Source organism: Alicycliphilus denitrificans (assembly GCF_044792555.1).
Lineage (GTDB): Bacteria > Pseudomonadota > Gammaproteobacteria > Burkholderiales > Burkholderiaceae_C > Alicycliphilus > Alicycliphilus denitrificans_A.
Window position 1 is genome coordinate 246896 of sequence record NZ_CP126238.1, and the last position, 21059, is coordinate 267954.

Below are 21059 nucleotides of genomic sequence, written 5' to 3' on the forward strand. Positions count from 1 at the left end.
ATCGTGGCGGCACCCGTCACGACCGTGGATCAGGCCAGCAGGTTCTCCACCCGCGGCCACGCTTGCACTTGCCACAGACGCTGCACGGCCGCCTCGGCCTGCGCAGCTTGCACCGCGCCGCCATAGGCCGCCAGGCGCAGCGCCTTGGCAGTGATCTCGTCGCGCGAGAGGGTGTTGCCGGGGTCGCCCTTGGGCTCATCGACTCTGCCATGCAGCTGGCGGCCGTCCGTGGTCTGCACGGTGACCTTGCCGATCCAGCGCTGCGGGTAGGCGGCGTCCACTTCGGCGTCCAGCTCCATGCGCACCTTCTCGCGCAACATCACAGTGTCCGGGGCCAGGTACTCGGCGTCGAATTCGGTCAAACCCGCATGGCCAAAACGTGCGGCCAATGCCAGCACCGTGCCCATGGAGAACTTGCTCTGGTGCACCGTGGCGGGCGAGACCACGGGGCCCAGCACGTCGATGGCGCCCTGGTGCACATGGCAGGTCACCTGGGCGATGTCGGCGGGCGCCAGGCCATGCTCGCGCATCACCTGCTGCAGCGCATCGGCCGCCGGGTGCGTGTGGCGGCACGAGGCATGCCACTTGAAGCTGGTCTCGGCCGTGGCCCAGCGCGTGCCCAGGCCGTCGGTCAGCTTGGCCGGGTTGGAGTCTGTGGACATGCCGGCCGCCAGGCCCTGCGGCCCGGTGAAGATGTCCTGTGCGCCCGTGAAGCCGTCCTGGGCCAGGTGGGCCGCCATCAGGCCGGCGGTGGCGGCGTGCGCCGTGTGCAGCTGCTTGCTGTCGGCGGCGGTGCGCAAAAACTCCCACAGCCCGGCCGACTGCGTGCCGGCCGAGCCGAAGGCATGCTGCATCTGCGCGGGCGTGAGCTTGAGCAGGCGCCCCACGGCGGCGGCGGCGGCCAGCGTGCCGGCCGTGGCCGTGGTGTGGAAGATACGGTAGTGGCTGCGGCCCAGGAATTCGCCCACGCGTATGCCGACCTCGTAGCCCGCCACGCAGGCCGCCATGAGCTCGGCGCCGCTGGCGCCGATCTGCTGCGCCACGGCCAGCGCGGGCGGGAAGACCACGGCGGCAGGGTGGAACACCGAGCCGTTGTGCACGTCGTCCTGTTCGGCAAAGTGGCTGGCCGCGGCGTTGGCCAGCGCCGCCATCATGGGCGAGCTGCTGGCGCCATGCGCGATGACCTCGCTGGGGCCTTGCGCCGGCCCTTGCGACAGCGCAAAGCGCGTGATGCTGGCCACGGGCCGCGCCTTGCAGCCGGCGAGCACGGAGCCGAACCAGTCCACCCACAGGTCTTCGGTGCGGCGCTGTACGGCTTCGGGCACATCGCTCCATTGCAGCTGGGCGGCGAACTGGGCCAGGGGGTGGATGGCAACGGCGGTTTCTTGCTTCATTTTGGGCTCCAAGGCAGACGGGGTAAGCGTTACCAGCTATGTTTATTAATCAAATGGCTTGTGGGGTCTGCAGCGCGTCGATCTGCTCGGCGCTCCAGCCCAGCTCGGCCAGGATGGCGCTGTTGTGCTGGCCCACGGCGGGCACGGCATCCATGCGGTAGTCGAAGGCGCTGTTCACGCCCGGCGGCAGCAGGGCCGGAATGCGGCCCACGGGGGAGTCCACTTCGCTCCAGCGCTGGCGCGCCTGGAGTTGCGGGTGCGCCCACAGGTCGGCCATGTCGTTGACGCGGGCGTTGGCAATGCCGGCCACCTCCAGCCGCTCGACCACCTGGGCCGCGGTCAGATCGGCAAAGACTTGCAGGATCAGCGCCTGCAGCGCGTCGCGGTTGGCATTGCGCTTGGCGTTGGAACAGAAGCGCGCATCGGTGGCCACCTCGGGGCGCTGCAGCACGGCCTCGCAGAAGGCCTGCCACTCGCGCTCGTTCTGCAGGCCCAGCATCACCGTGCCGCCGTCGCCGGCCGCAAACGGCCCATAGGGGTAGATGCTGGCGTGCGAGGCGCCGGTGCGCGGCGGCGGCGGGGCGCCGTCGAAGGCGTAGTACATCGGGTAGCCCATCCACTCGCCCATGGCTTCGAGCATGGACACGTCGATATGGCTGCCCTCGCCGGTCTTGCCGCGCAGCAGCAGGGCCGAGAGGATGTTGCTGTAGGCATACATGCCGGCGGCGATGTCGGCCACCGAGATGCCGGACTTGGACGGCGTCTCGGGCGTGCCCGTCACCGACAGGAAGCCCGCCTCGCTCTGGATCAAGAGGTCATAGGCCTTCTTGTCGCGGTACGGGCCGTCGGCGCCATAGCCGCTGATGTCGCAGACGATGAGCTTCGGGTTGTGCGCCTTCAAGGCCTCATATGACAGCCCCATGCGCGCGGCGGCGCCGGGCGCCAGGTTCTGCACCAGCACGTCGGCGGTCTTCAGCAGTTGCAGCAGCGCGGCCTTGGCCTGGGGGTGCTTCACGTCCAGCGCCAGGCTTTCCTTGCTGCGGTTGATCCAGGTGAAGTGCGACGACTGGCCGCGCACGCGCTGGTCATAGCCGCGCGCGAAGTCGCCGCTGCCGGGGCGCTCCACCTTGATGACGCGCGCGCCCAGGTCGGCGAGCTGGCGCGTGGCAAACGGCGCGGCGACGGCGTGTTCGAGCGAGATGACGGTGATGCCGTCGAGGGGGCGGGTCATGGCGTGCACCTCAGAACGAGCGGGGCAGACCCAGGATGTGCTCGGCCACGTACGAATAGATCAGGTTGGTCGAGATCGGCGCCACCTGGTACAGGCGCGTCTCGCGGAACTTGCGCTCCACGTCGTATTCGCAGGCGAAGCCGAAGCCGCCGTGGAACTGCAGGCAGGCGTTGGCCGCCTCCCACGACGCCTTGGCCGCCAGGTACTTGGCCATGTTGGCCTGGGCGCCCATGGGCTCGTGCTTGTCGAACAGCTCGCAGGCCTTCCAGCGCATCAGGTTGGCGGCCTCGACCTCGATGAAGGCGTCGGCGATCGGGAACTGCACGCCCTGGTTCTGGCCGATGGGGCGGCCGAACACCTGGCGGTCGCGCACATAGTTGGTCACGCGGTCCAGGAACCAGTAGCCGTCGCCGATGCACTCGGCGGCGATCAGCGTGCGCTCGGCATTCAGGCCATCGAGGATGTACTTGAAGCCCTTGCCCTCCTCGCCGATCAGGTTCTCCTCGGGGATCTCCAGATCCTCGAAGAACAGCTCGTTGGTCTCGTGGTTCACCATGTTGGGAATGGGGCGCACGGTGAGGCCCTTCTTCTGCGCCTCGGCCAGATCCACCATGAAGATGGACATGCCCTCGCTCTTCTTCTTCACCTCGGCCAGCGGCGTGGTGCGCGCCAGCAGGATCATGAAGTCGCTGTGCTGCACGCGGCTGATCCAGACCTTCTGGCCGTTGACCACGTAGCGCCCGTCCTTCTTCACGGCGCTGGTCTTGATCTTGGTGGTGTCGGTGCCGGTGGTGGGTTCGGTCACGCCCATGGACTGCAGGCGCCATTCACCGCTGGCGATCTTCGGCAGGTACTTCTCCTTCTGCGCCTTCGATCCATGGCGCAGCAGCGTGCCCATGTTGTACATCTGGCCGTGGCAGGCGCCGGAGTTGCCGCCGCAGCGGTTGATCTCCTCCATGATCACGCTGGCCTCGGTCAGGCCCAGGCCCGAGCCGCCGTACTCGTGCGGGATCAGCGCGGCCATCCAGCCGGCCTTGGTGAGCGCGTCGACGAACTCCGCCGGGTAGGCGCGCTGCTCGTCCACCTTGCGGAAGTATTCGTCGGGGAACTCGGCGCACAGCGCGCGGATCGCGTCGCGGATCTCGTGGTGGTTGTCGGAGCCGGTGTGTTGGATCATTGTGTTTCCAGTGTTTTATGGTTCCAGCGCCCGTCCATCAAGCGCTGTTAGCTATTAATTAAGGAGTGATCAGGCCAGTGTGGCCGTGCCCTGCATGGTGAGGAAGCCCTCGTGGTCCTGGGCCCACAGCTCGATGGTTTTGCCGTCGGCGGAGGGCTTGCCATGCACGCTGAACGGGTGCAGGTCGAAGGTGGGACGCACGGCGCGGAAGTCGAAGCGCGCCACTTGGGCCTGGGGCAGCTCGCGGCGCAGCAGGTCCAGCAGCAGCGTGGCGATCAGCGGGCCATGCACGATCAGGCCGGGGTAGCCCTCGACCTCGGTCACGTACTTGCGGTCGTAGTGGATGCGGTGGCCGTTAAAGGTCAGCGCCGAATAGCGGAACAGCAGCACGTCATCGGGCACGATGCTGCGCGACCAGGCCTGCTGGCCGGCCAGCGGGGGCTGCTGTGGCGCCGGCGCCGGGTCGCCGGGCTGGGCGGCGGAGCGGTAGACGATGTCGTGCTCCTCGGTCAGCGCCAGGCCGCGGGCATTGTGGTACTGGTGCTCGACCTGCACGAACAGCAGCTCGCCCGAACGGCCGGCCTTGTGCTTGACGGACTGGATGGTCGAGCGGCGCTGCACCTGCTGGCCCACGCACAGCGGGTTGGCCGGCTCCCAGGAGAGGCGCCCGCCGGCCCACATGCGGCGCGGCAGCGGCACGGGCGGCAGGAAGCCGCCGCGCCTGGGGTGCCCGTCGGGCCCGATCTCGCTGGCGCGTGCCAGCGGCAAAAAGTACAGCCAGTGCCACAGCGGCGGCACCACGGTGCCGATGGCGGGCCGTGGGTCGTCGCGGTCCAGCGTGGCCGACAGCGCGGCCACGGGCATGACCGTGAAACTGTCGCACAAGGCCTCGCTCTTGCCCTGCCAGGTCTGCAGGTGGGCCAGCAGGGTGGCGTCTATGGTGGTGGTGTCTGTCATGGCCGCCATCGTCGGGGCTGGCGCGCGCTCGCGCAATCCACGTTTCTGAAAGCGTGTCTTTGGAGCCCATGAAGCCCCCGGCCTGCTTTCATGCAGCGAAAGCCCGGCCTAGCGATTGCCGAATGGCGCCGGCGCATCTTTGGGTTCATGCTTGCGCGCTTATCGACAACGAAACCGAAGGATGACGGACATGGCGCAGAAGATGGTGCAGGACAAGGTGGTGGTGGTCACGGGCGCGGGCGGCGGCATTGGGCGCGACATGGCCCTGGCCCTGGCGGCGGCGGGCGCCAAGGTGGTGGTCAACGACATCGGCACCTCGACCACGGGCGAGGGCACGGACGCCGGCCCCGCGCAGAAGGTGGTCGAAGAGATCAAGGCCGCCGGCGGCCAGGCCGTGGCCAACATGGACAGCGTGGCTGAAGGCCCGGCCGCCGGCCGCATCGTGCAATGCGCGCTGGACCATTTCGGCCGCATCGACGGCGTGGTGAACAATGCCGGCATCCTGCGCGACCGGTTCTTTCACAAGATGAGCCTGGACGAGTGGGACGCCGTGCTCAAGGTGCACCTGTACGGCAGCTACTACATGGCGCGCGCGGCCGCCAACCATTTCAAGGAGCAGGAGAGCGGCGCCTTCGTGCACATGACCTCCACCTCGGGCCTGATCGGCAACTTCGGCCAGGCCAACTACAGCGCGGCCAAGCTGGGCCTGGTGGCGCTGTCCAAGTCCATCGCGCTGGACATGCAGAAGTTCCACGTGCGCTCCAACTGCATCGCGCCCTTTGCCTGGAGCCGCATGATCGGCTCCATTCCCACCGACACGCCCGAGCAGCAGGCGCGCGTGGCCAAGATCCAGCAGATGACGCCCAACAAGATCGCTCCGCTGGCCGTGTACCTGCTGTCCGACCAGGCCAAGGACGTGAACGCCCAGGTGTTTGCCGTGCGCAACAACGAGATCTTCCTGATGAGCCAGCCGCGCCCGCTGCGCTCGGTGCACCGCAGCGAGGGCTGGACGCCCGAGTTCATCGCCGAGCACGGCATGCCCGCGCTCAAGGCCTCGTTCGTGCCCATGGAGCGCTCGGGCGACGTGTTCAGCTGGGATCCCGTCTAAGGACCGGCGCATGGCCATCGACTACCAGCATCTGAAGAACCGGGCCTTCGCGCCCGTGCACCAGCACTACACCGAGCGCGACACCATGCTGTATGCGCTCAGCCTGGGCCTGGGCAACGACCCGCTCGACGCGACGGCGCTGCCCTTCGTCTACGAGGGCCTGGAAGGCGGCCTGCGCGCCCTGCCCACGCAGGCCGTGGTGCTGGGCTACCCCGGCTTCTGGGCGCGCGAGCCGGACACGGGCATCGACTGGGTGAAGCTCTTGCATGGCGAACAGCGCGTGCGCTGGCACCAGCCGCTGCCCGCCGACTGCGAGGTGGTGGGCAAGAGCCGCATCACCCACCTGATCGACAAGGGCGAGGGCAAGGGCGCCATCCTGATCACCGAGCGGCGCCTGGAAACCCAGGCCGGCGAGCTGCTGGCCACGCTGCAGCAGGTGACCTTTCTGCGCGGCGACGGCGGCTACAGCCAGCGGGGGGGCGGCCAGCCCAGCGACGCGCCGCTGCCCGCGCTGCAGCCCACGCCGCAGGATCGCGCGCCCGACTTCAGCGACACCCAGGCCATCCGCCCCGAGGCGGCGCTGCTCTACCGCCTGATGGGCGACTACAACCCGCTGCACGCCGACCCGGCCGTGGCGGCCAAGGCGGGCTTCGAGCGCCCCATCCTGCACGGGCTGGCGAGCTACGGCCTGGTGGCCCATGCGCTCTTGCGCCAGTGCGCGGGCGGCGACCCGGCGCGGCTCAAGGCGCTGGACATCCGCTTTGCCTCGCCGGTCTACCCCGGCGAGACCCTGGTCACCGAGATCTGGCGCGTACCCGGCCAGCCGGGGCAGCTGCAGCTGCGCGCCCGCGTGGCCGAGCGCGGCATCGTGGTGCTGAGCCACGGCTACGCCGAGCTGGTTTGAGCTATTAAAAAATGAGCTTTTGGCGCTTTATAGGTAAGCGCTAAAGCTCATTTTTGTTATAAATATTCCCTGGAGTACGCCATGAGCGAATCCCCCGTGTTGACCGCCGTGCAGGACGGCATAGGCACCATCACCCTGAACCGCCCCGAGGCGCGCAACGCGCTCAACCAGGCCATGCGCCCGGCCCTGGCCGCGGCCATTGCGCAGATGCGTGACGATGCCAGCGTGCATGCCGTGATCCTCACCGGCGCGGGCGGTGCGTTCTGCTCGGGCGGCGACATCTCGGCCATGCTCGACACCAGCCGCACCGGCCTGACCTTTCGCAAAGGCATGCGCGAGCTGCACCAGTGGTTTCCTGAACTGGTGGACCTGGAAAAGCCCGTCATCGCCGCCGTGGACGGCCCGGCCTTTGGCGCCGGCCTGGGCCTGGCGCTGGCGGCCGACTTTGTGCTGGCCACGCGCCGCGCCAAGTTCTGCGCCGTGTTCGGCCGCATCGGCCTGGTGCCCGACCTGGGCGTGATGCGTCTGCTGCCGCGCATCGTGGGCCAGCAGCGGGCCAAGGAGCTGGTCTTTACCGCCCGCACCGTGGATGCGCAAGAAGCCAGGCAGCTGGGTATGGTGTTCGACATCGTGGAAGACGCCGCCGCACTGACCGCGGCCGCACAGGCCCTGGCGCGCCGCTTTGGCGCGGCCTCCACTGCCGCCATCGGCATGGCCAAGACCGTGATGAACCAGGCCTTCGAGCTGGACGCCCACGCCATGGCCGAACTGGAGTCCTACGCCCAGTCCCTGTGCCGTGGCTCCGACTACCACCAGGACGCGGTGCGCCGGTTCAAGGACAAAGAGCCGCTGCGCTTCGACTGGGACAAGCCGGCATGAGCGAACACGATCTGGCCCGCCAGCTGCAGGACCTGATCCGTCCCGGCGACACCCTGTGGTGGGGCCAGGCCACGGCCGAGCCGCTCACGCTCACGCGCGCCGTGGTGCAGCACCGCCATGCGCTGGCGCAGGGTGGGCGGCTGCGCGTGTTCGTGGGCATGGGCGCATCGGACACGCTCGCGCCCGAGCAGGCCGACGTGCTCGACTTTTTTGGCTACGCCGCGGGCGGGCCGCACCGCAGCCTGGCCGATGCCGGCGTGCTGGACATCCTGCCCAGCCACTATTCGCACCTGCCGGGCCTGATCGGCACGGGCGTACTGCCCGCCGACGTGGTGCTGCTGCAGGTATCCCCGCCCGATGAACAAGGCCGCTACAGCCTGGGCCAGGTGCAGGAATACCTGCCTGCCGCGATCGGGCGGGCGCGCGTGGTGATCGGCGAGGTCCACCCGGACGTGCCCTGGACGCACGGCGGCCTGCACCTGCAGGCCAGCGACTTTGCATTGCTGATAGCCGCCCAACACCCGCCGCTGGAGCAAAGCCGCGGCGCCCCCGGTCCGGCCGAGCAGGCCATTGCGCGCCACATCGCCGCCCTGATCGAAGACGGCGCCACGCTGCAGCTGGGCGTGGGCAACCTGCCCGAGGCCGTGCTGGCCGCGCTGCACAGCCACCGTGACCTGGGCCTGCACAGTGGCGCGGTGGGCGACGGCGTGGCGGCCCTGGCCGAGGCCGGCGTGCTGACCAATGCGAAGAAGAGCCTGGACACCGGCGTGGGCATTGGCGGCATCCTGATGGGCAGCGGCAAGCTGCGCCGCTGGGCGCACCGCAACCCGGCGCTGCAACTGCGCGGCACCGACTACACGCACAACCCCGAGGTGCTGGCCGCCAGCCACAAGCTGGCCGCCATCAACGCCGCCATCGAGGTGGATCTGACCGGCCAGATCAACGCCGAGGTGGCCGCTGGCGTGTATGTGGGTGCCGTGGGCGGCGCGGTGGACTTCCTGCGCGGCGCGGCCCGCAGCAAAGGCGGCCTGCCCATCGTCGCGCTGCCCGCCACGGCCAAGGGCAAGACGCGCATCGTGGCGCAGCTGGCCGGCCCGGTCAGCACGCCGCGCAGCGACGCGGGCCTGATCGTCACCGAGCACGGCGTGGCCGATCTGCGCGGCCAGACCCTGTCGCGCCGCGTGCGCCGGCTGATCGACATCGCCGCCCCCGAACACCGCGAGGACCTGGAGCGCCAGGCCCATGAACTGCTACGCCGCTGTGGCGCCGCATTTGGGCATGCCTGATGGCGCCATGCCTGAAATTTCCGTCATTCCGGCGAAGGCCGGAATGACACCGAAAAACGATAGCTGTTAACGTTTGTCAGATAAGCGTTTGAAGCCTTTTTTATCTATATCCCAAGGAGAACCAGCATGCGCAGAGCCGCCATCGTCACCCCTGTTCGCACCCCCGTCGGCACCTTTGGCGGCAGCCTGCGCCCCGTGCCTGTGGAAGAGCTGGCCGCCACCACCGTGCGCGCCGTGGTCGAGCGCAGTGGCATCGACCCCGCACGCATCGACGACGTGGTCATGGCCCAGTCCTACGCCAACAGCGAGGTGCCTTGTGTGGGCCGATGGGCCGCGCTGCAGGCGGGCCTGCCGGTGTCGGTGCCGGGCATGCAGCTGGACCGGCGCTGCGGCGGCGGCCTGCAGGCCATCGTCACCGCGTCGATGATGGTGCAAAGCGGCGCTGCCGACGTGGTCATCGCCGGCGGTGTGGAGAGCATGAGCAACATCGAGTACTACAGCACCGACATGCGCTGGGGCGCGCGCTCGGGCAATGTGCGCTTCTTCGACCGCCTGGACCGCGGCCGCGAGCGCTCGCAGCCGGTGGAGCGCTTCGGCAAGATCAGCGGCATGATCGAAACCGCCGAAAACCTGGCGCGTGACTACGGCATCACCCGCGACGAGGCCGACGCCTTCGCCGTGCGCAGCCACCAGCGCGCCGCCGCCGCCTGGGCCGCCGGCCGCTTCGCCGACGAGATCGTCCCTGTCACGGTACCCCAGCGCAAGGGCGACCCCGTTGTTTTCAGCAAGGACGAAGGCTTTCGCGCCGACGCCACGGCCGACAGCATGGGCAAGCTGCGCGTGCTGATGCCCAACGGCACCGTCACGGCCGGCAATGCCAGCCAGCAAAACGACGCATCGGCCGCCTGCCTGATCGTGGCCGAGGACAAGCTGGCCGAGCTGGGCCTGACCCCCATGGCCACGCTGGTGGGCTGGGCCGCCGCGGGCTGCGAGCCCTCGCACATGGGCATAGGCCCGGTGCCCGCCACGCAAAAGCTGCTGGCGCGGTTGGGCCTGAAGATCGACGACATGGATCTGGTGGAGTTGAACGAGGCCTTTGCCTGCCAGGTGCTGTCCGTGCTCAAGGGCTGGGAATGGCAGGACCAGGGCGCGATTGAGCACAAGCTCAACGTCAACGGCTCGGGTATCTCGCTGGGCCACCCCATCGGCGCCACCGGCGTGCGCATCCTGGCCACGCTCTTGCACGAGCTGCAGCGCCGCCAGGGCCGCTATGGCCTGGAAACCATGTGCATCGGCGGCGGGCAGGGGATTGCGGCGGTGTTCGAGCGCGTGTGATGCCGTTGCGCGACATGCGCCGCCGCATCACGGCGCATCGTGCAGGTCCCACTGCGGCGCCATGGCGCGGATGGATGTGGTCAGCAAATCGATGAAAGCCACCGTGGCGGCCGAGGGCTGGCGGTTTGATGCCCGCACGACGTACAGCGCATTGCCCACCCCCTTGACCGCATGCCGCGGCAGCACGCGCACCAGGCTGCCGCGCCCGACCGCTTCGCATACGGCATAACTGGGCAGCAATGCGATGCCCAAGCCCTGCGACGCGGCGTTGAACAGGAACTGGTAGTCGCCCGACTGAATGGCGGCGCTGTGCTGTACCAGCACCGTGCCTGGGCCGTCCGGTCCGGTGAACTCAAGCCTTTGGCCCAGCGCCAATGGCGTGATCAGCCGGGCATGCTTCAGGTCCGCCGGCTGGTGCACGTGCAGTGCGTGCTGCTGCAGGTACTCCGGCGTGCATACCAGGCACCAGCGGATGTCGCACACCTTGGTCGCAACATGATCGTTCAAGGGCGCGGAGGTGATGTGGATCGCCAGGTCGACCTTGGATGCCACCAGATCGTGGATCTGGTCGTTGATGACCAGGCGCAGTTGGAGCTCCGGGTAGTTTCTGCAGAACTGCAGGATCAGGGGCTTGAGATGGAAATGCCCGAGCCCGGTGGGGATGCGCACCCGTATCTCGCCGCTCACGGTCTGGTGCATCTGCTCGATCTTGCGCCGCGCATCCTGTAGCTCGTTCATGGCCTGCTGGCAGTGTCCGTAAAGGAGGCGTCCGGCCTGCGTCAACTCCGCGTGCTTCGTCGTGCGGCGCAGCAGCTGTGCGCCGTACTCCCTCTCCAGCGCCTTGAGGCGGCGCGAGACATTGGAGCGCGTCATGCCTGAGCGCTCCGCGGCGTCGGTGAGGTTCCTGGACTCCGCGATCGCAATGAACATGCGCACCAGATTCAGATCCATACGAGCTTTCGGGGCTTGCTGTAGCCCATGCGTTGAAAACGCTGATTGTTGAGCGCAAATCAACATCGCTGGCTATTTCTTGTGAATTCCCAGCGCCCACTCCGCCGCCTACCATGCCCTCACACATGACGTGGAAGGCGGTTGCGGCGCGGCGCCGCAGTCTTCCCAACAAAAGGAGACAAAGGGTGACTGAAACGCCATTGCAAGGCGCCATGCCGCTGCAGGGATTTACTGTGCTGGACCTGAGCCAGGGTATCGCCGGCCCCTACTGCGCGCAGCTACTGGCCGACCAGGGCGCAAGGGTGATCAAGGTCGAACCGCCTCAGGGGGACTGGGGGCGCCATGTCGGTGTCGCTAGAAACGGGCACAGCACCATCTCCAGTACCTACAACGGCGGCAAGCAAAGCTTGGCCATTGATGCCAAGCACCCGCAAGGCAGGGCAGTGATCCTGCAATTGGCGGAGCAGGCCGACATCGTCGTCCAGAACTTCCGCCCACAGGTCGTGCAGCGTCTGGGGCTGGATTACGAGAGCCTTCGGGCGCGCGGACTCGCGCCCGTGTACGTGTCCATCAGCGGCTATGGGCCGGACGGACCCTTCGCGGACTATCCGGCCACCGATTCCGTCATGCAGGCGGACTCAGGCCTGATGTCCACCAACCGGGATGCCGAGGGAACGCCGCAGCGCATCGGGCTGCTGCTGGCGGACATAGCCGCTGGCGTGTACGCGGCACAGGCCTGTACCGCAGCGCTGTTGCATAAAGTGCGAACCGCAGAGGGGCGCCACGTGCAGATCAATCTGTTCAACGTCTGCTGTGCCTTGCAGTCCACGGTCCTTTCCGAGGAGGTCACAGGCATGCAGACCACCCGGCAGGCCGTCAGCGCACCCAACGGGGTTTTTGACGCGGCGGATGGCAAGCTGACCATACTGGCTTTGAACAATGAGCAGTTCTTGAGGATCTGCAGGGCCTTCGAGCTTGGGCATTGGGAAACCGACCCGCGCTTCGCCAGCAACGAGCTGCGCCTGAAGCACAAGGCGCAGCTGCATGCCGAGCTGTCCCAGAAGGTTGCGCACCAATCGCTGGAGCAACTGGAGGCATTGCTGGGGCGCCACCAGGTCCTGCATGCCCGCGTTCGCGCGGGCCGGGACGTGGTCGAGCATCCCCAGGCCAGGCATCTGCGCACGTTCCAGTCCATCGATCAGCCGGACTTCGGGCCGCTGGTCTGGGCAGCGGCGCCATGGGCATGCCATGCGGACGCTGCGCGGCCGGCGCCCCGCATAGGCGAGCACAGTCAGGCTCTCCTGCACAGCCTTGGCCTGGACGTACAGGACATCAACGCCCTCGTCGCGCAGCAGGTCGTGGCGATGGGACCCGACGCCAAAGGATGAACACCATGAAAGCTCTTGTCTGCCGGGAATTCGGCCCACCACAGGACGTGCTTGCGCTGCAGGAGGTCGCGCCGGCCTCGCAAATCGGCATGGATGAAGTGTTGATCGAGGTACATCACGCGACGGTGAGCCACGCCACCGGGCTGCTGATCGAAGGCCGCTACCAGAAGACCCCGCCGCTTCCGTTCGTGCCTGGCACAGAAGGCGTGGGCCGGGTGCTTGCCTGCGGAAGCAACATCGACCACGTCAAGCCGGGGGATTCGGTGGCCTTCATCTGCGACTGGGGGGCCTATGGCGAGCAGCTGGCGGTGCATGGCGCCACCATATATCCCATTACGGACGGCATGGATGCACTGCAGGCGCTCGCCGTGCCGATCTCCTACGGAACGGCCTACGCCGCGCTGCACTGGCGGGCACGGCTGCAGGAGGGCGACACCGTGCTGGTGCTCGGCGCGGGCTCGGGGGTCGGCGCCGCGGCGGTCGAGCTGGCGCGGCTGGTCCCGGGTGTCACGGTCATCGCCTGTGCCAGTAGCGAGCAAAAGCGCCAGGCCACGCTGCACCGCGGCGCGCACCACGCCGTCGCGCCGACAGGCCTGGTCGAGCAGGTCAAGCAACTCACGCGGGGGCGCGGGGCGAATCTGGTGTTTGATCCCGTCGGTGGCGATTTGCTATTGCAAGCGCTGCGTTGCACGGCGCAAAACGGAAAAATCGTCAGCATAGGCTTTGCCAGTGGAACGATTCCCCAGGTGCCCATGAACATCCTGCTGGTCAAGAACCTTACGGTGTTTGGCTTTTTCTATGGCCAATACATCGGCTGGACGCCCGCCAACGAACGCGTGAAATATGCGCCGCAGATGCAGGCCATGATGGCCGAGCTGTTTGCGCTCGCTCGGCGTGGAGCCATCCATCCGGCCGTCACCCAGGTTTTCCCCATGGACCAACTCTGCCAGGCATTGAGTGCTCTGCATGGCCGTGACGTGGTCGGAAAAGTCGCACTCGCAATCAAAGGAGACAAACCATGAAGCAGCCCTTTCCCAACTCCGGTACCGCGCCGCATGGCGGCAGACGCGCGGCCCTGCGGACCCTGGCCTCCGTGGCCTGCATGGCAGCCATGGGCGCCACGGCGCTGGTGCCCGCGGTGGCGCATTCGGCGACGGACTACCCCAAGGGGCCGATCAGACTGGTGGTGCCCTATCCCCCGGGAGGCCCCACGGATCTGGTGGGGCGCGTGGTCGCGGTCGCCATGGGCGACATACTCAAGCAGAGCTTTTTCGTCGACAACAAGCCAGGGGCCAGCGGCATGGTGGGCGGGGCCATGGTGGCCAAGGCGCCGGCGGACGGGTACACGCTGTTGAGCAACGCCTCGTTGCACGTCATCAATCCCGCGGTGTACGAAAAAGTGCCGTATGACGCCTTCAACGACTTTGCGCCCATCACCCAGATCGTCGATGTGCCTCTGGTGCTGGTCGTCAAAAGCGATCTGCCCGTCTCCAACGTGCAGGAGCTGATCGCCTACCTGAAACAGAGCAAGGCAGCGGTGAACTTCGCCTCGGCGGGCAATGCGTCGTCGCAACATCTCTCGGGGGAACTGTTCAAGATACGGACGGGTATTGCGATGCAGCACGTGCCCTACAAGGGCAGCTCGCCCGCGCTCACCGACCTGATGGGCGGGCAGGTGCAGCTGATGTTTGACTCCATGCCCTCGGCCATGCCGTTCATCGCATCGGGAAAGCTCAAGGCCCTGGCCGTCACGACCCGAAAGCGCTCCCGCTCGCTGCCGCAGACGCCGACCATGCAGGAGGCCGGGGTTACGGGTTTTGAAACCAGCACCTGGTACGGTCTGTGGGCTCCTAAGAATACGCCCGCAGACGTGGTGGGAATCCTGGCAAAAGCCGCGCAAGAGGCCCTCAGGAAGCCCGAGATCGCGGCGCAGTACCACCGCATGGGCGCAGAGCCTGTCGGCTCAAGCCCGCAGGAGTTTGAGGCCTACATGAAATCCGAAGAGAAGAAGTGGGCCGAAATCGTGCGGCTGTCCGGCGCCAAGGCCGACTGAATGTGCGCATGTGTGCGCGCATGCCCTCAAGGCAGCGGCTTGCGGTCCTGAGGCGCTGCGGCGGTGTTCGAGCGGGTGTGAGTGCGCCGCAGTCGCCCGCAGGGCAGGCATCACGACGCAGCCGCCAGCGCCTCCCCGAAGTGGCTCCATGCGTTGAAGGGCGCCACATCCGGCCGGCGTGCCGCAATCAGCACGATGCGCGAGCGGCGGTTGTTCTGTGGCGTGCCGGGGTTCCCGATGCTCCAGCGCCGGCCGCACAGCTGTAGCACGCGCGGAGCGTCCTCGCCCTCCAGGAACACCATGCCCTTGGCGCGCAGCACATGCGCGGGCAGGGCGTTCAGCGCCCCCTCCAGGGCCTGGCGCTGCAGGGGGTAGGGCGTGGCAAAGGTATGGCTCACGAACCGGGCCGCGTGGTCGATCACCGGCCCTGCAGGTGCTGGCGCGTCCCCGTCCTCCTCGGGCGCCGCGCCAATGGCCGGGCCCAGGATCAGGCGCGGATCCACTTCGGCCTGGCGGCTTTCCAGCACCGGCACGCCGGGGGCCTGCGCGCCCAGCCAGGCGTGCAGCCCGGCGAGGTCTTCGGGCGTGACGAGGTCGGTCTTGTTGACCAGCAGCAGGTCGGCGGCGCGCAGCTGCGCCTGCACGGTCTCGCCGACATAGCGATCCTGGGCCAGTGACCGTACCGCCTGGGCATCGACGACGGTGATGACGCCATCGCCGCGAAACCGCCCCCCCGATCGGCCCATGGCCGCGATGCGCGCGGGGTCGCCCACGCCACTGGCCTCCACCACGACACGGTCGGGCAGTTCGGGCAGTGACAAGACTTTCAGGAAGGCCTGCATCAGATCGCCACCGATGGCACAGCAGGCACAGCCGTTGGCCAGGTTGATGATGCCGTCGGGCAGGTCGGGGGTGCTTTGCGCGATCAACTGCGCGTCGATATTGATCGCTCCGAAGTCATTCACCATCACCAGCACGCGCTCGCGGTGCTGGGTGCGCAGCAGGTGGTTGAGCAGCGTGGTCTTGCCGGCCCCCAGGAAGCCGCCCAGCACCGTCAGGGCGATGGGATGCTGCGGTTTCAGCATGGGTGCGCGGGCGCCTGGAAGACCTGGCCGCCAAGCACGGTGCCCCACACCGGCACGTCGCGCAAGGCCTGGGCCGGTACCTCCAGCGGGTCTTGTTTGAGCACCGCAAAGTCGGCGAACTTACCCACCTCGATGCTGCCGATGCAATGGTCCAGGCGCAGGGTATGTGCGGCGCCCAGGGTGACCGCATGCAGGGCGTCATAAACCGAAATGCGTTCGTTGGCGCCCAGTACACGGCCGCTCGCCGTCTGCCGGTTCACCGCACACCAGGCGGTGAACAGCGGAGAGATGGGGGTGATGGGCGCGTCGGAATGCAGGGAGAAGGGCACGCCGTGGCGCAGGGCCGTGCCGGCCGCATTCATCCGGTTGGCGCGGTCCGGGCCGACGGTGATGCTGTAGTGGGCATCGCCCCAGTAATACAGATGGTTGGCGAACAGGTTGACCGACATGCCCAGCGTCGCCATGCGCTTGAATTGCGCGGCATCGGCCAGCTGGCAATGCTGCAAGGTATGGCGGTGGTCCCAGCGCGGGTGCTGGCGCAGCACGGTTTCCACCGCGTCCAGCACCATGTCCGTGGCCTCGTCGCCATTCGTGTGGATGTGGATGGTGAAACCGGCGCGGTGGTATTCATCGACCAGTTCCAGTGTTTTCTGCGGCGGGATCACCCAGATGCCATTGGCGCTGCCGTTGTAGTAGTGCGGCCAGCGCAGGCGTGCGGTAAAGCCCTGGATGGAGCCGTCCACCACCATCTTGATGAGACCGAAGTGCAGCTTGTCGCTGTTGTGCCGCATCGCCTGGCGCACATGCTCCGGCCCACCCTGGGCCGGGCCGCGCATCGGGTTGAAGGCCGGGACCAGGCGCAGCGGAAACTGCGATTCAGAGGTGATCTTCACCAGGTTGGCGACGGTATTGTCGGCAAGGCTGTTGGACAGGTCGGCCGCCGTGGTCACGCCGGCCAACTGGGCCAGGCGGCCGAAGTTGCGTATGCCTTCCTCGGTCTGGCCGGCTTCGAAATACACGTTGCCAATGGTGGCAAAGACCGGAAACATGGCCGCCATTTCCTGCAGCTCGCCGGTGGGCTCGCCGCGGTCGTCCTTGGCCACGCCCTCGGTCTCGGTGGCGGCATCGATGCCCGCCAGCCGGAGCATGGCGCTGTTGACGTTGAGCAGGTGCACGCTGGCATGCAGCACCACCACCGGGCGGCTGGTGGAGACCTGGTCCAGCTCCCGGACCGTCATGCGGGCGGTGCCGAAATGGATGGGGTCGAAGCCCCAGGCCAGCAGTGGCTGCGCCGGGTCGGGCAGCTGGGCCTCGGCCTCGCGCAGGCGGGCGATCAGCGCCTCGAAGCTTTGCACCCCAGGCCACAGGGTGCCATCCGGGCCACGGCGGTCATGAAAGCCGGTGTAGACAAAATTCCACATGCCGCCATCGAGCAAATGCGCATGGCCCTCCACCAGCCCGGGCATCAGCACCTTGTCGGCAAACCGGTAGTCGATGGTGGCCGGTCCCCAGCCCTGGAGGTCCGCGGCGCTGCCCACGCCCAGGATGCGGCCAGCGCGCACGGCGACATGCGTGGCTTCGGGCTGCATGGGGTTCATGGTGATGATTTTTCGAGACTCGAAAATCGTCGTCGCGGTGGATGCCTGTGTCATGTCGCTGTCTGGGGATGTTTTTACGAATGGATCTGGCAATTCATTGCCAGGGGGTAGGAGGTATAAAAACACCTCCGGGTAGATGGAGTTGAATTTCCAAGAATTCGGGAGTGGTAATCATCAAAACCCCATCTTGGCATTGGCAAAAATGCCGAGATGGGTTGGCCATATTCACGAAAGATTATTGTGTTGCCCGGAAGCCCGATTTTTCAACAATGGGCCGCATCGCCTCGCGCTGGGTCTTGGCCAGCGATGCGACATCGGCGCCGGGCCTGCCCGTGGTGACGATACCCATCTGGGCCATTTTTGCGGAAAAATCGGGATCGCGGACGATGTTGATCATCGCCTTTTCCAGCTTGCTCACCACGGATGGAGGTGTGCCGGCCGGAACGAAGGCCGCATACCAACTGGCGGCATTTTCAAACCCTGGAACCCCCTGCTCGAGAAAGGTGGGGACATGGGGAATGAGTTTGGAGCGTTCCAGGCCAGGAACCCCTAGGTACTTGATTTTCCCAGCCTTCACCAGTTCGCCCGCAGAAGCCACCGTATCCATGCCGACGGGAAGCACGCCGCCGATTTCATCGGTCAGCATGGGCGGCGCGCCCTTGTAGGCGATGGGCGTCAAGTTCAACCCTAATTGCTGATTCAACTGCAGCAGGCCGAAGTGGAATATCCCGCCCAAGGTCACCATGCCCACGCCGGTGTCCTTGGGGTTCTTTTTCACCCAGTCCAGATATTCCCGCATCGAGGCAAAGGGGCTGTTGGCCGAGGTTGTCGCCACCAGGGGCGTGTCGGCCAGGTGTGCCACCGGGATCAGGTCCTTGTCGGGATCGAATGGCAGCTTGTCGTATGTCAGGGGTTGCGAGACAAATGCTGGGGCCGGGCTGATCAGGATGGTGTTGCCATCGGCCGGCGAGCGTTTCACCGTCATCAAGGCAATCTGGGTGCTGGCCCCGGGCTTGTTGTCCACGATGACCGTCTTGCCCAGGTCGGTGCGCAGCTTTTCGGCCATGGCACGCGACATGTTGTCCAAGGCCCCGCCCGCAGGAAAGCCGATGACGATCTTGAGGGCGGAACCAGGCTGGTCTTGTGCGCTGGCAGTGCCGCCCAGCAACGAGGCGGCGCAGGCCATGGCGGCAATTTTGGCAATGGATGAGTTCAACATGTCTCCTGACTCCTTGGGTGTGGAGGTTTTGTAATGGTGTTATTTGATTTGGAGGAAAAATGGTTAATTTCTAATGCATGGAATTTTTATTGTTTATTGAATTAATTGCGCGAGATACGTGCAGCATGGATATGGCAGCGCCCCCGCATATCGCCATGCCAGGACGTGGGGCGCTGCCAGGATTATTGCGTTGCCCGGAAGCCAGATTTTTCAATGATGGGCCGCAGCGCCTCGCGCTGCGTCTTGGTCATCTTGCTGACTTCGGCGCCCGGCTTGCCTGTGGTAACCATGCCGATCTGGGCCATTTTTGCCGCAAATTCGGGATCCCGGACGATGTTGATCATCGCCTTTTCGAGCTTGCTCACTACTGATTGAGGTGTGCCGGCGGGAGCGAATGCCGCATACCAGGCGGGTGCGTTTTCAAATCCAGGTACTCCCTGTTCGTGGAATGTGGGAATATTGGGAACGAGTTTCGAGCGTTCCATGCCAGGAACACCCAGGTATTTGATTTTTCCACCCTTCACCAATTCGCTCGCAGAAGCCACAACGTCCATGCCGATGGGAAGCACGCCGCCAATTTCATCCGTCAGCATGGCTGGTGCACCCTTGTAGGCGATGGGTGTCAAATTCAATCCCATTTGCTGATTCAACTGCAACAAACCGAAATGGAATACTCCGCCCAAGGTCACCATGCCCACGGCGGTGTCATTGGGGTTCTTTTTCACCCAGTCCACATACTCGCGCATCGTGGAAAAGGGGCTGTTGACAGCGGTCGTGGCTACCAAGGGCGTGTCGGCCAGGTGTGCCACCGGAATCAGATCCTTGTCGGGGTCGTATTGCAGTTTGTCGTAGGTCAGGGGGGCTAAGACCAACGGTGAGGCGGGGCTGATGAGAATGGTGTTGCCATCAGCCGGCGAGCGCTTCACCGTCATTAAGGCAATCTGGGTGCCGGCCCCGGGCTTGTTGTCCACGATGACCGTCTTGCCCAGGTCGGTGCGCAGCTTTTCGGCCAAGGCCCGCGACAAGTTGTCCATTGCACCGCCCGCAGAAAAGCCGATGATGATTTTGAGGGGGGTGCTGGATGGGTCTTGTGCGCTGGCAGCGCCGCTCAGCAGGGTGGCGGCGCAGGCCACGGCGGCAAATTTGGTGATGGCTGAATGCAACATGTCTCCTGACTCCTTGGGTGTGGAGGTTTTTGTGGTGGGAGACGCAGTCTAAAAACGGGTCAATTTAATGTCTAATATATAAAAAGTATTTCGTTATATATAAAATATATGAACTATCATTGCCTGAAATGCGTGATGGGGTGTGGGCATGGGCAAGGTGCGGAGTCTCCTGTTGTCGCCATGCCTGGCCGCGGCGGGAGGCTGTCGGCGTTGCGTTGATTCGCGTTCTTAACGACACCCAAACCGGTACTTTGGGAAAAGCAGATTCACACGCTGCAAGGGGGCATCCATCATCGTGTCAACGGCCTGCATGCAGCAGCCGCCATGACACATACCGGAGATACCCATGCCCATGACTTCCCGCCGCCTGGCCATTGCCGCCCTGGCTTTGGCGCCGCTCACCCTGGCCGTCACCCCCGCCGCCGCGCAAGACGGCCAGCCGGTGCGCCTTATCGTCGGCTATGCCGCCGGCGGCCCGGTGGACCAGGGTGCGCGCCTGTTCGCGCCGGTTCTGTCCAAGGAGTTGGGCCAGCCCGTCATGGTGGAAAACAAGACTGGCGCCAACGCCACCATTGCCGGCAACGAAGTGGTGCGCGCCAAGCCCGATGGCCTGACGTTGTGGTTTGCCGCCAGCCCCACCATCACCATCAGCCCCAACGTGATGACCAAGATGCCGTTCGACCCGGCCAAGGACCTGACGCCCGTGGCGCCCATCCTGAGCTACTACAACGTGCTGGTGGTCAACAACAACGAGCCCTACAAGAACGTGCGCGAGCTGGTGGCGACCGCCAAGGCCAACCCCGGCAAGCTGGCCTATGGCTCGGCCGGCGTGGGCGGCTCCAACCATCTGGGCGCGCTGCTTTTTGCCACGCGCAGCGGCATCGAGATGAACCACATTCCCTACAAGGGCAACGCGCCGGCGATGACCGACGTCATCGGCGGCCAGCTCAACATGATGCTGGACATCATCAGCACCGCCAGCACCTACATCCACAGTGGCAAGGTGCGCGCCATCGCCGTCACCTCGCCGCAGCGCAATGCCTCGCTGCCCGACGTGCCCACCTTTGCCGAGTCGGGCATCGAAGGCCTCAAGGGTTTTGACGTGGGCGGCTGGTACGGCGTTTATGGCCCCAAGGGCATGGCGCCTGAGCTGGTGGCCAAGCTCAACAAGGCCGTGAATGCGGCACTGCAGCAGCCCGAGCTGAAGAAGCGCTACAAAGAACTGGGCTACGACGAGTGGACCGGCAGCCCCCAGAAGCTGGCTGAACGCGGCGCCAAGGAACGCGCCATGTGGGCCACGGTGACCCAGGGCATCACCGTCGATTGAC

At 66.1% G+C, this 21059-nt stretch carries 18 protein-coding genes; 9 read left to right on the top strand and 9 right to left on the bottom strand.

The window, feature by feature from the left end; all coding sequences use genetic code 11:
• Positions 1-29: 29 nt before the first annotated feature.
• From P7644_RS01145 to P7644_RS01160, 4 genes are all read right to left on the bottom strand, one after another.
• Complete coding sequence (locus tag P7644_RS01145; protein ID WP_404301180.1) at positions 30-1394, bottom strand: MmgE/PrpD family protein; 1365 nt, start codon at positions 1392-1394, stop codon at positions 30-32.
• Positions 1395-1443: 49 nt separating this feature from the next.
• On the bottom strand, positions 1444-2625 hold the full coding sequence (locus P7644_RS01150; RefSeq protein WP_404301181.1) for a CaiB/BaiF CoA transferase family protein: 1182 nt from the start codon (positions 2623-2625) through the stop codon (positions 1444-1446).
• A gap of 10 nt (positions 2626-2635) precedes the next feature.
• On the bottom strand, positions 2636-3802 hold the full coding sequence (locus P7644_RS01155) for an acyl-CoA dehydrogenase family protein (protein WP_404301182.1): 1167 nt from the start codon (positions 3800-3802) through the stop codon (positions 2636-2638).
• A 69-nt stretch (positions 3803-3871) separates the two neighbouring features.
• Complete coding sequence (locus P7644_RS01160) at positions 3872-4768, bottom strand: MaoC family dehydratase N-terminal domain-containing protein (protein ID WP_404301183.1); 897 nt, start codon at positions 4766-4768, stop codon at positions 3872-3874.
• A gap of 181 nt (positions 4769-4949) precedes the next feature.
• Here P7644_RS01160 and P7644_RS01165 point away from each other — a divergent pair, with 181 nt between their 5' ends.
• From P7644_RS01165 to P7644_RS01185, 5 genes are all read left to right on the top strand, one after another.
• Positions 4950-5867, top strand: coding sequence for an SDR family NAD(P)-dependent oxidoreductase (locus P7644_RS01165; RefSeq protein WP_404301184.1), 918 nt, complete (start codon positions 4950-4952; stop codon positions 5865-5867).
• Between the two features lie 10 nt (positions 5868-5877).
• Positions 5878-6771, top strand: coding sequence for a MaoC/PaaZ C-terminal domain-containing protein (locus P7644_RS01170; RefSeq protein ID WP_404301185.1), 894 nt, complete (start codon positions 5878-5880; stop codon positions 6769-6771).
• Between the two features lie 81 nt (positions 6772-6852).
• The gene (locus P7644_RS01175) at positions 6853-7650 is read left to right on the top strand and encodes an enoyl-CoA hydratase/isomerase family protein (protein WP_404301186.1); all 798 of its coding nucleotides are present in this window, start codon (positions 6853-6855) and stop codon (positions 7648-7650) included.
• The gene (locus tag P7644_RS01180) at positions 7647-8936 is read left to right on the top strand and encodes an acetyl-CoA hydrolase/transferase family protein (protein WP_404301187.1); all 1290 of its coding nucleotides are present in this window, start codon (positions 7647-7649) and stop codon (positions 8934-8936) included. Before P7644_RS01175 ends, P7644_RS01180 begins: the two co-directional genes overlap by 4 nt.
• A gap of 126 nt (positions 8937-9062) precedes the next feature.
• The gene (locus P7644_RS01185) at positions 9063-10271 is read left to right on the top strand and encodes an acetyl-CoA C-acetyltransferase (RefSeq protein WP_404301188.1); all 1209 of its coding nucleotides are present in this window, start codon (positions 9063-9065) and stop codon (positions 10269-10271) included.
• A 27-nt stretch (positions 10272-10298) separates the two neighbouring features.
• Here P7644_RS01185 and P7644_RS01190 read toward each other — a convergent pair whose 3' ends face one another.
• Positions 10299-11222: a LysR family transcriptional regulator gene (locus tag P7644_RS01190; RefSeq protein ID WP_404301189.1), complete on the bottom strand. Its 924-nt coding sequence runs from the start codon at positions 11220-11222 to the stop codon at positions 10299-10301.
• A gap of 212 nt (positions 11223-11434) precedes the next feature.
• On the opposite strand from P7644_RS01190, the gene P7644_RS01195 reads away from it, so the two are divergent.
• The 3 genes from P7644_RS01195 to P7644_RS01205 are packed head-to-tail and all read left to right on the top strand — an operon-like array spanning position 11435 to position 14663.
• Positions 11435-12610 (top strand): CaiB/BaiF CoA transferase family protein, encoded by a 1176-nt coding sequence (locus P7644_RS01195; protein ID WP_404301190.1) that lies wholly within the window; start codon positions 11435-11437, stop codon positions 12608-12610.
• Positions 12607-13632: an NADPH:quinone oxidoreductase family protein gene (locus tag P7644_RS01200; RefSeq protein WP_404301191.1), complete on the top strand. Its 1026-nt coding sequence runs from the start codon at positions 12607-12609 to the stop codon at positions 13630-13632. Before P7644_RS01195 ends, P7644_RS01200 begins: the two co-directional genes overlap by 4 nt.
• Complete coding sequence (locus tag P7644_RS01205) at positions 13629-14663, top strand: Bug family tripartite tricarboxylate transporter substrate binding protein (RefSeq protein WP_404301192.1); 1035 nt, start codon at positions 13629-13631, stop codon at positions 14661-14663. Before P7644_RS01200 ends, P7644_RS01205 begins: the two co-directional genes overlap by 4 nt.
• Positions 14664-14773: 110 nt before the next feature.
• On the opposite strand, the gene P7644_RS01210 is transcribed toward P7644_RS01205, so the two are convergent.
• The 4 genes from P7644_RS01210 to P7644_RS01225 form a co-directional block, all read right to left on the bottom strand.
• On the bottom strand, positions 14774-15748 hold the full coding sequence (locus P7644_RS01210; protein ID WP_404301193.1) for a CobW family GTP-binding protein: 975 nt from the start codon (positions 15746-15748) through the stop codon (positions 14774-14776).
• Positions 15742-17400 (bottom strand): amidohydrolase, encoded by a 1659-nt coding sequence (locus tag P7644_RS01215; RefSeq protein WP_404301194.1) that lies wholly within the window; start codon positions 17398-17400, stop codon positions 15742-15744. The genes P7644_RS01210 and P7644_RS01215 overlap by 7 nt, the downstream gene beginning before the upstream one ends.
• Positions 17401-17581: 181 nt before the next feature.
• The gene (locus tag P7644_RS01220) at positions 17582-18565 is read right to left on the bottom strand and encodes a Bug family tripartite tricarboxylate transporter substrate binding protein (protein WP_404301195.1); all 984 of its coding nucleotides are present in this window, start codon (positions 18563-18565) and stop codon (positions 17582-17584) included.
• 182 nt (positions 18566-18747) lie between these two features.
• Positions 18748-19731, bottom strand: a complete 984-nt coding sequence (locus tag P7644_RS01225) for a Bug family tripartite tricarboxylate transporter substrate binding protein (protein ID WP_404301196.1) — start codon at positions 19729-19731, stop codon at positions 18748-18750.
• Positions 19732-20077: 346 nt separating this feature from the next.
• Between P7644_RS01225 and P7644_RS01230 the strand changes: the two genes are divergently transcribed.
• Positions 20078-21058 (top strand): Bug family tripartite tricarboxylate transporter substrate binding protein, encoded by a 981-nt coding sequence (locus tag P7644_RS01230; protein WP_404301197.1) that lies wholly within the window; start codon positions 20078-20080, stop codon positions 21056-21058.
• Position 21059: the final 1 nt, after the last annotated feature.

What these genes read in the sequence shown, in the direction of transcription:
- P7644_RS01185 (WP_404301188.1), top strand. Translation starts at nt 9,063, where the DNA reads ATGCGCAGAGCCGCCATCGTCACCCCTGTTCGCACCCCCGTCGGCACC.
- P7644_RS01160 (WP_404301183.1), bottom strand. Translation starts at nt 4,768, where the DNA reads ATGGCGGCCATGACAGACACCACCACCATAGACGCCACCCTGCTGGCC.
- P7644_RS01180 (WP_404301187.1), top strand. Translation starts at nt 7,647, where the DNA reads ATGAGCGAACACGATCTGGCCCGCCAGCTGCAGGACCTGATCCGTCCC.
- P7644_RS01195 (WP_404301190.1), top strand. Translation starts at nt 11,435, where the DNA reads ATGCCGCTGCAGGGATTTACTGTGCTGGACCTGAGCCAGGGTATCGCC.
- P7644_RS01205 (WP_404301192.1), top strand. Translation starts at nt 13,629, where the DNA reads ATGAAGCAGCCCTTTCCCAACTCCGGTACCGCGCCGCATGGCGGCAGA.
- P7644_RS01200 (WP_404301191.1), top strand. Translation starts at nt 12,607, where the DNA reads ATGAACACCATGAAAGCTCTTGTCTGCCGGGAATTCGGCCCACCACAG.
- P7644_RS01210 (WP_404301193.1), bottom strand. Translation starts at nt 15,748, where the DNA reads ATGCTGAAACCGCAGCATCCCATCGCCCTGACGGTGCTGGGCGGCTTC.
- P7644_RS01230 (WP_404301197.1), top strand. Translation starts at nt 20,078, where the DNA reads ATGCCCATGACTTCCCGCCGCCTGGCCATTGCCGCCCTGGCTTTGGCG.
- P7644_RS01225 (WP_404301196.1), bottom strand. Translation starts at nt 19,731, where the DNA reads ATGTTGCATTCAGCCATCACCAAATTTGCCGCCGTGGCCTGCGCCGCC.
- P7644_RS01215 (WP_404301194.1), bottom strand. Translation starts at nt 17,400, where the DNA reads ATGACACAGGCATCCACCGCGACGACGATTTTCGAGTCTCGAAAAATC.
- P7644_RS01175 (WP_404301186.1), top strand. Translation starts at nt 6,853, where the DNA reads ATGAGCGAATCCCCCGTGTTGACCGCCGTGCAGGACGGCATAGGCACC.
- P7644_RS01145 (WP_404301180.1), bottom strand. Translation starts at nt 1,394, where the DNA reads ATGAAGCAAGAAACCGCCGTTGCCATCCACCCCCTGGCCCAGTTCGCC.
- P7644_RS01170 (WP_404301185.1), top strand. Translation starts at nt 5,878, where the DNA reads ATGGCCATCGACTACCAGCATCTGAAGAACCGGGCCTTCGCGCCCGTG.
- P7644_RS01190 (WP_404301189.1), bottom strand. Translation starts at nt 11,222, where the DNA reads ATGGATCTGAATCTGGTGCGCATGTTCATTGCGATCGCGGAGTCCAGG.
- P7644_RS01155 (WP_404301182.1), bottom strand. Translation starts at nt 3,802, where the DNA reads ATGATCCAACACACCGGCTCCGACAACCACCACGAGATCCGCGACGCG.
- P7644_RS01150 (WP_404301181.1), bottom strand. Translation starts at nt 2,625, where the DNA reads ATGACCCGCCCCCTCGACGGCATCACCGTCATCTCGCTCGAACACGCC.
- P7644_RS01165 (WP_404301184.1), top strand. Translation starts at nt 4,950, where the DNA reads ATGGCGCAGAAGATGGTGCAGGACAAGGTGGTGGTGGTCACGGGCGCG.
- P7644_RS01220 (WP_404301195.1), bottom strand. Translation starts at nt 18,565, where the DNA reads ATGTTGAACTCATCCATTGCCAAAATTGCCGCCATGGCCTGCGCCGCC.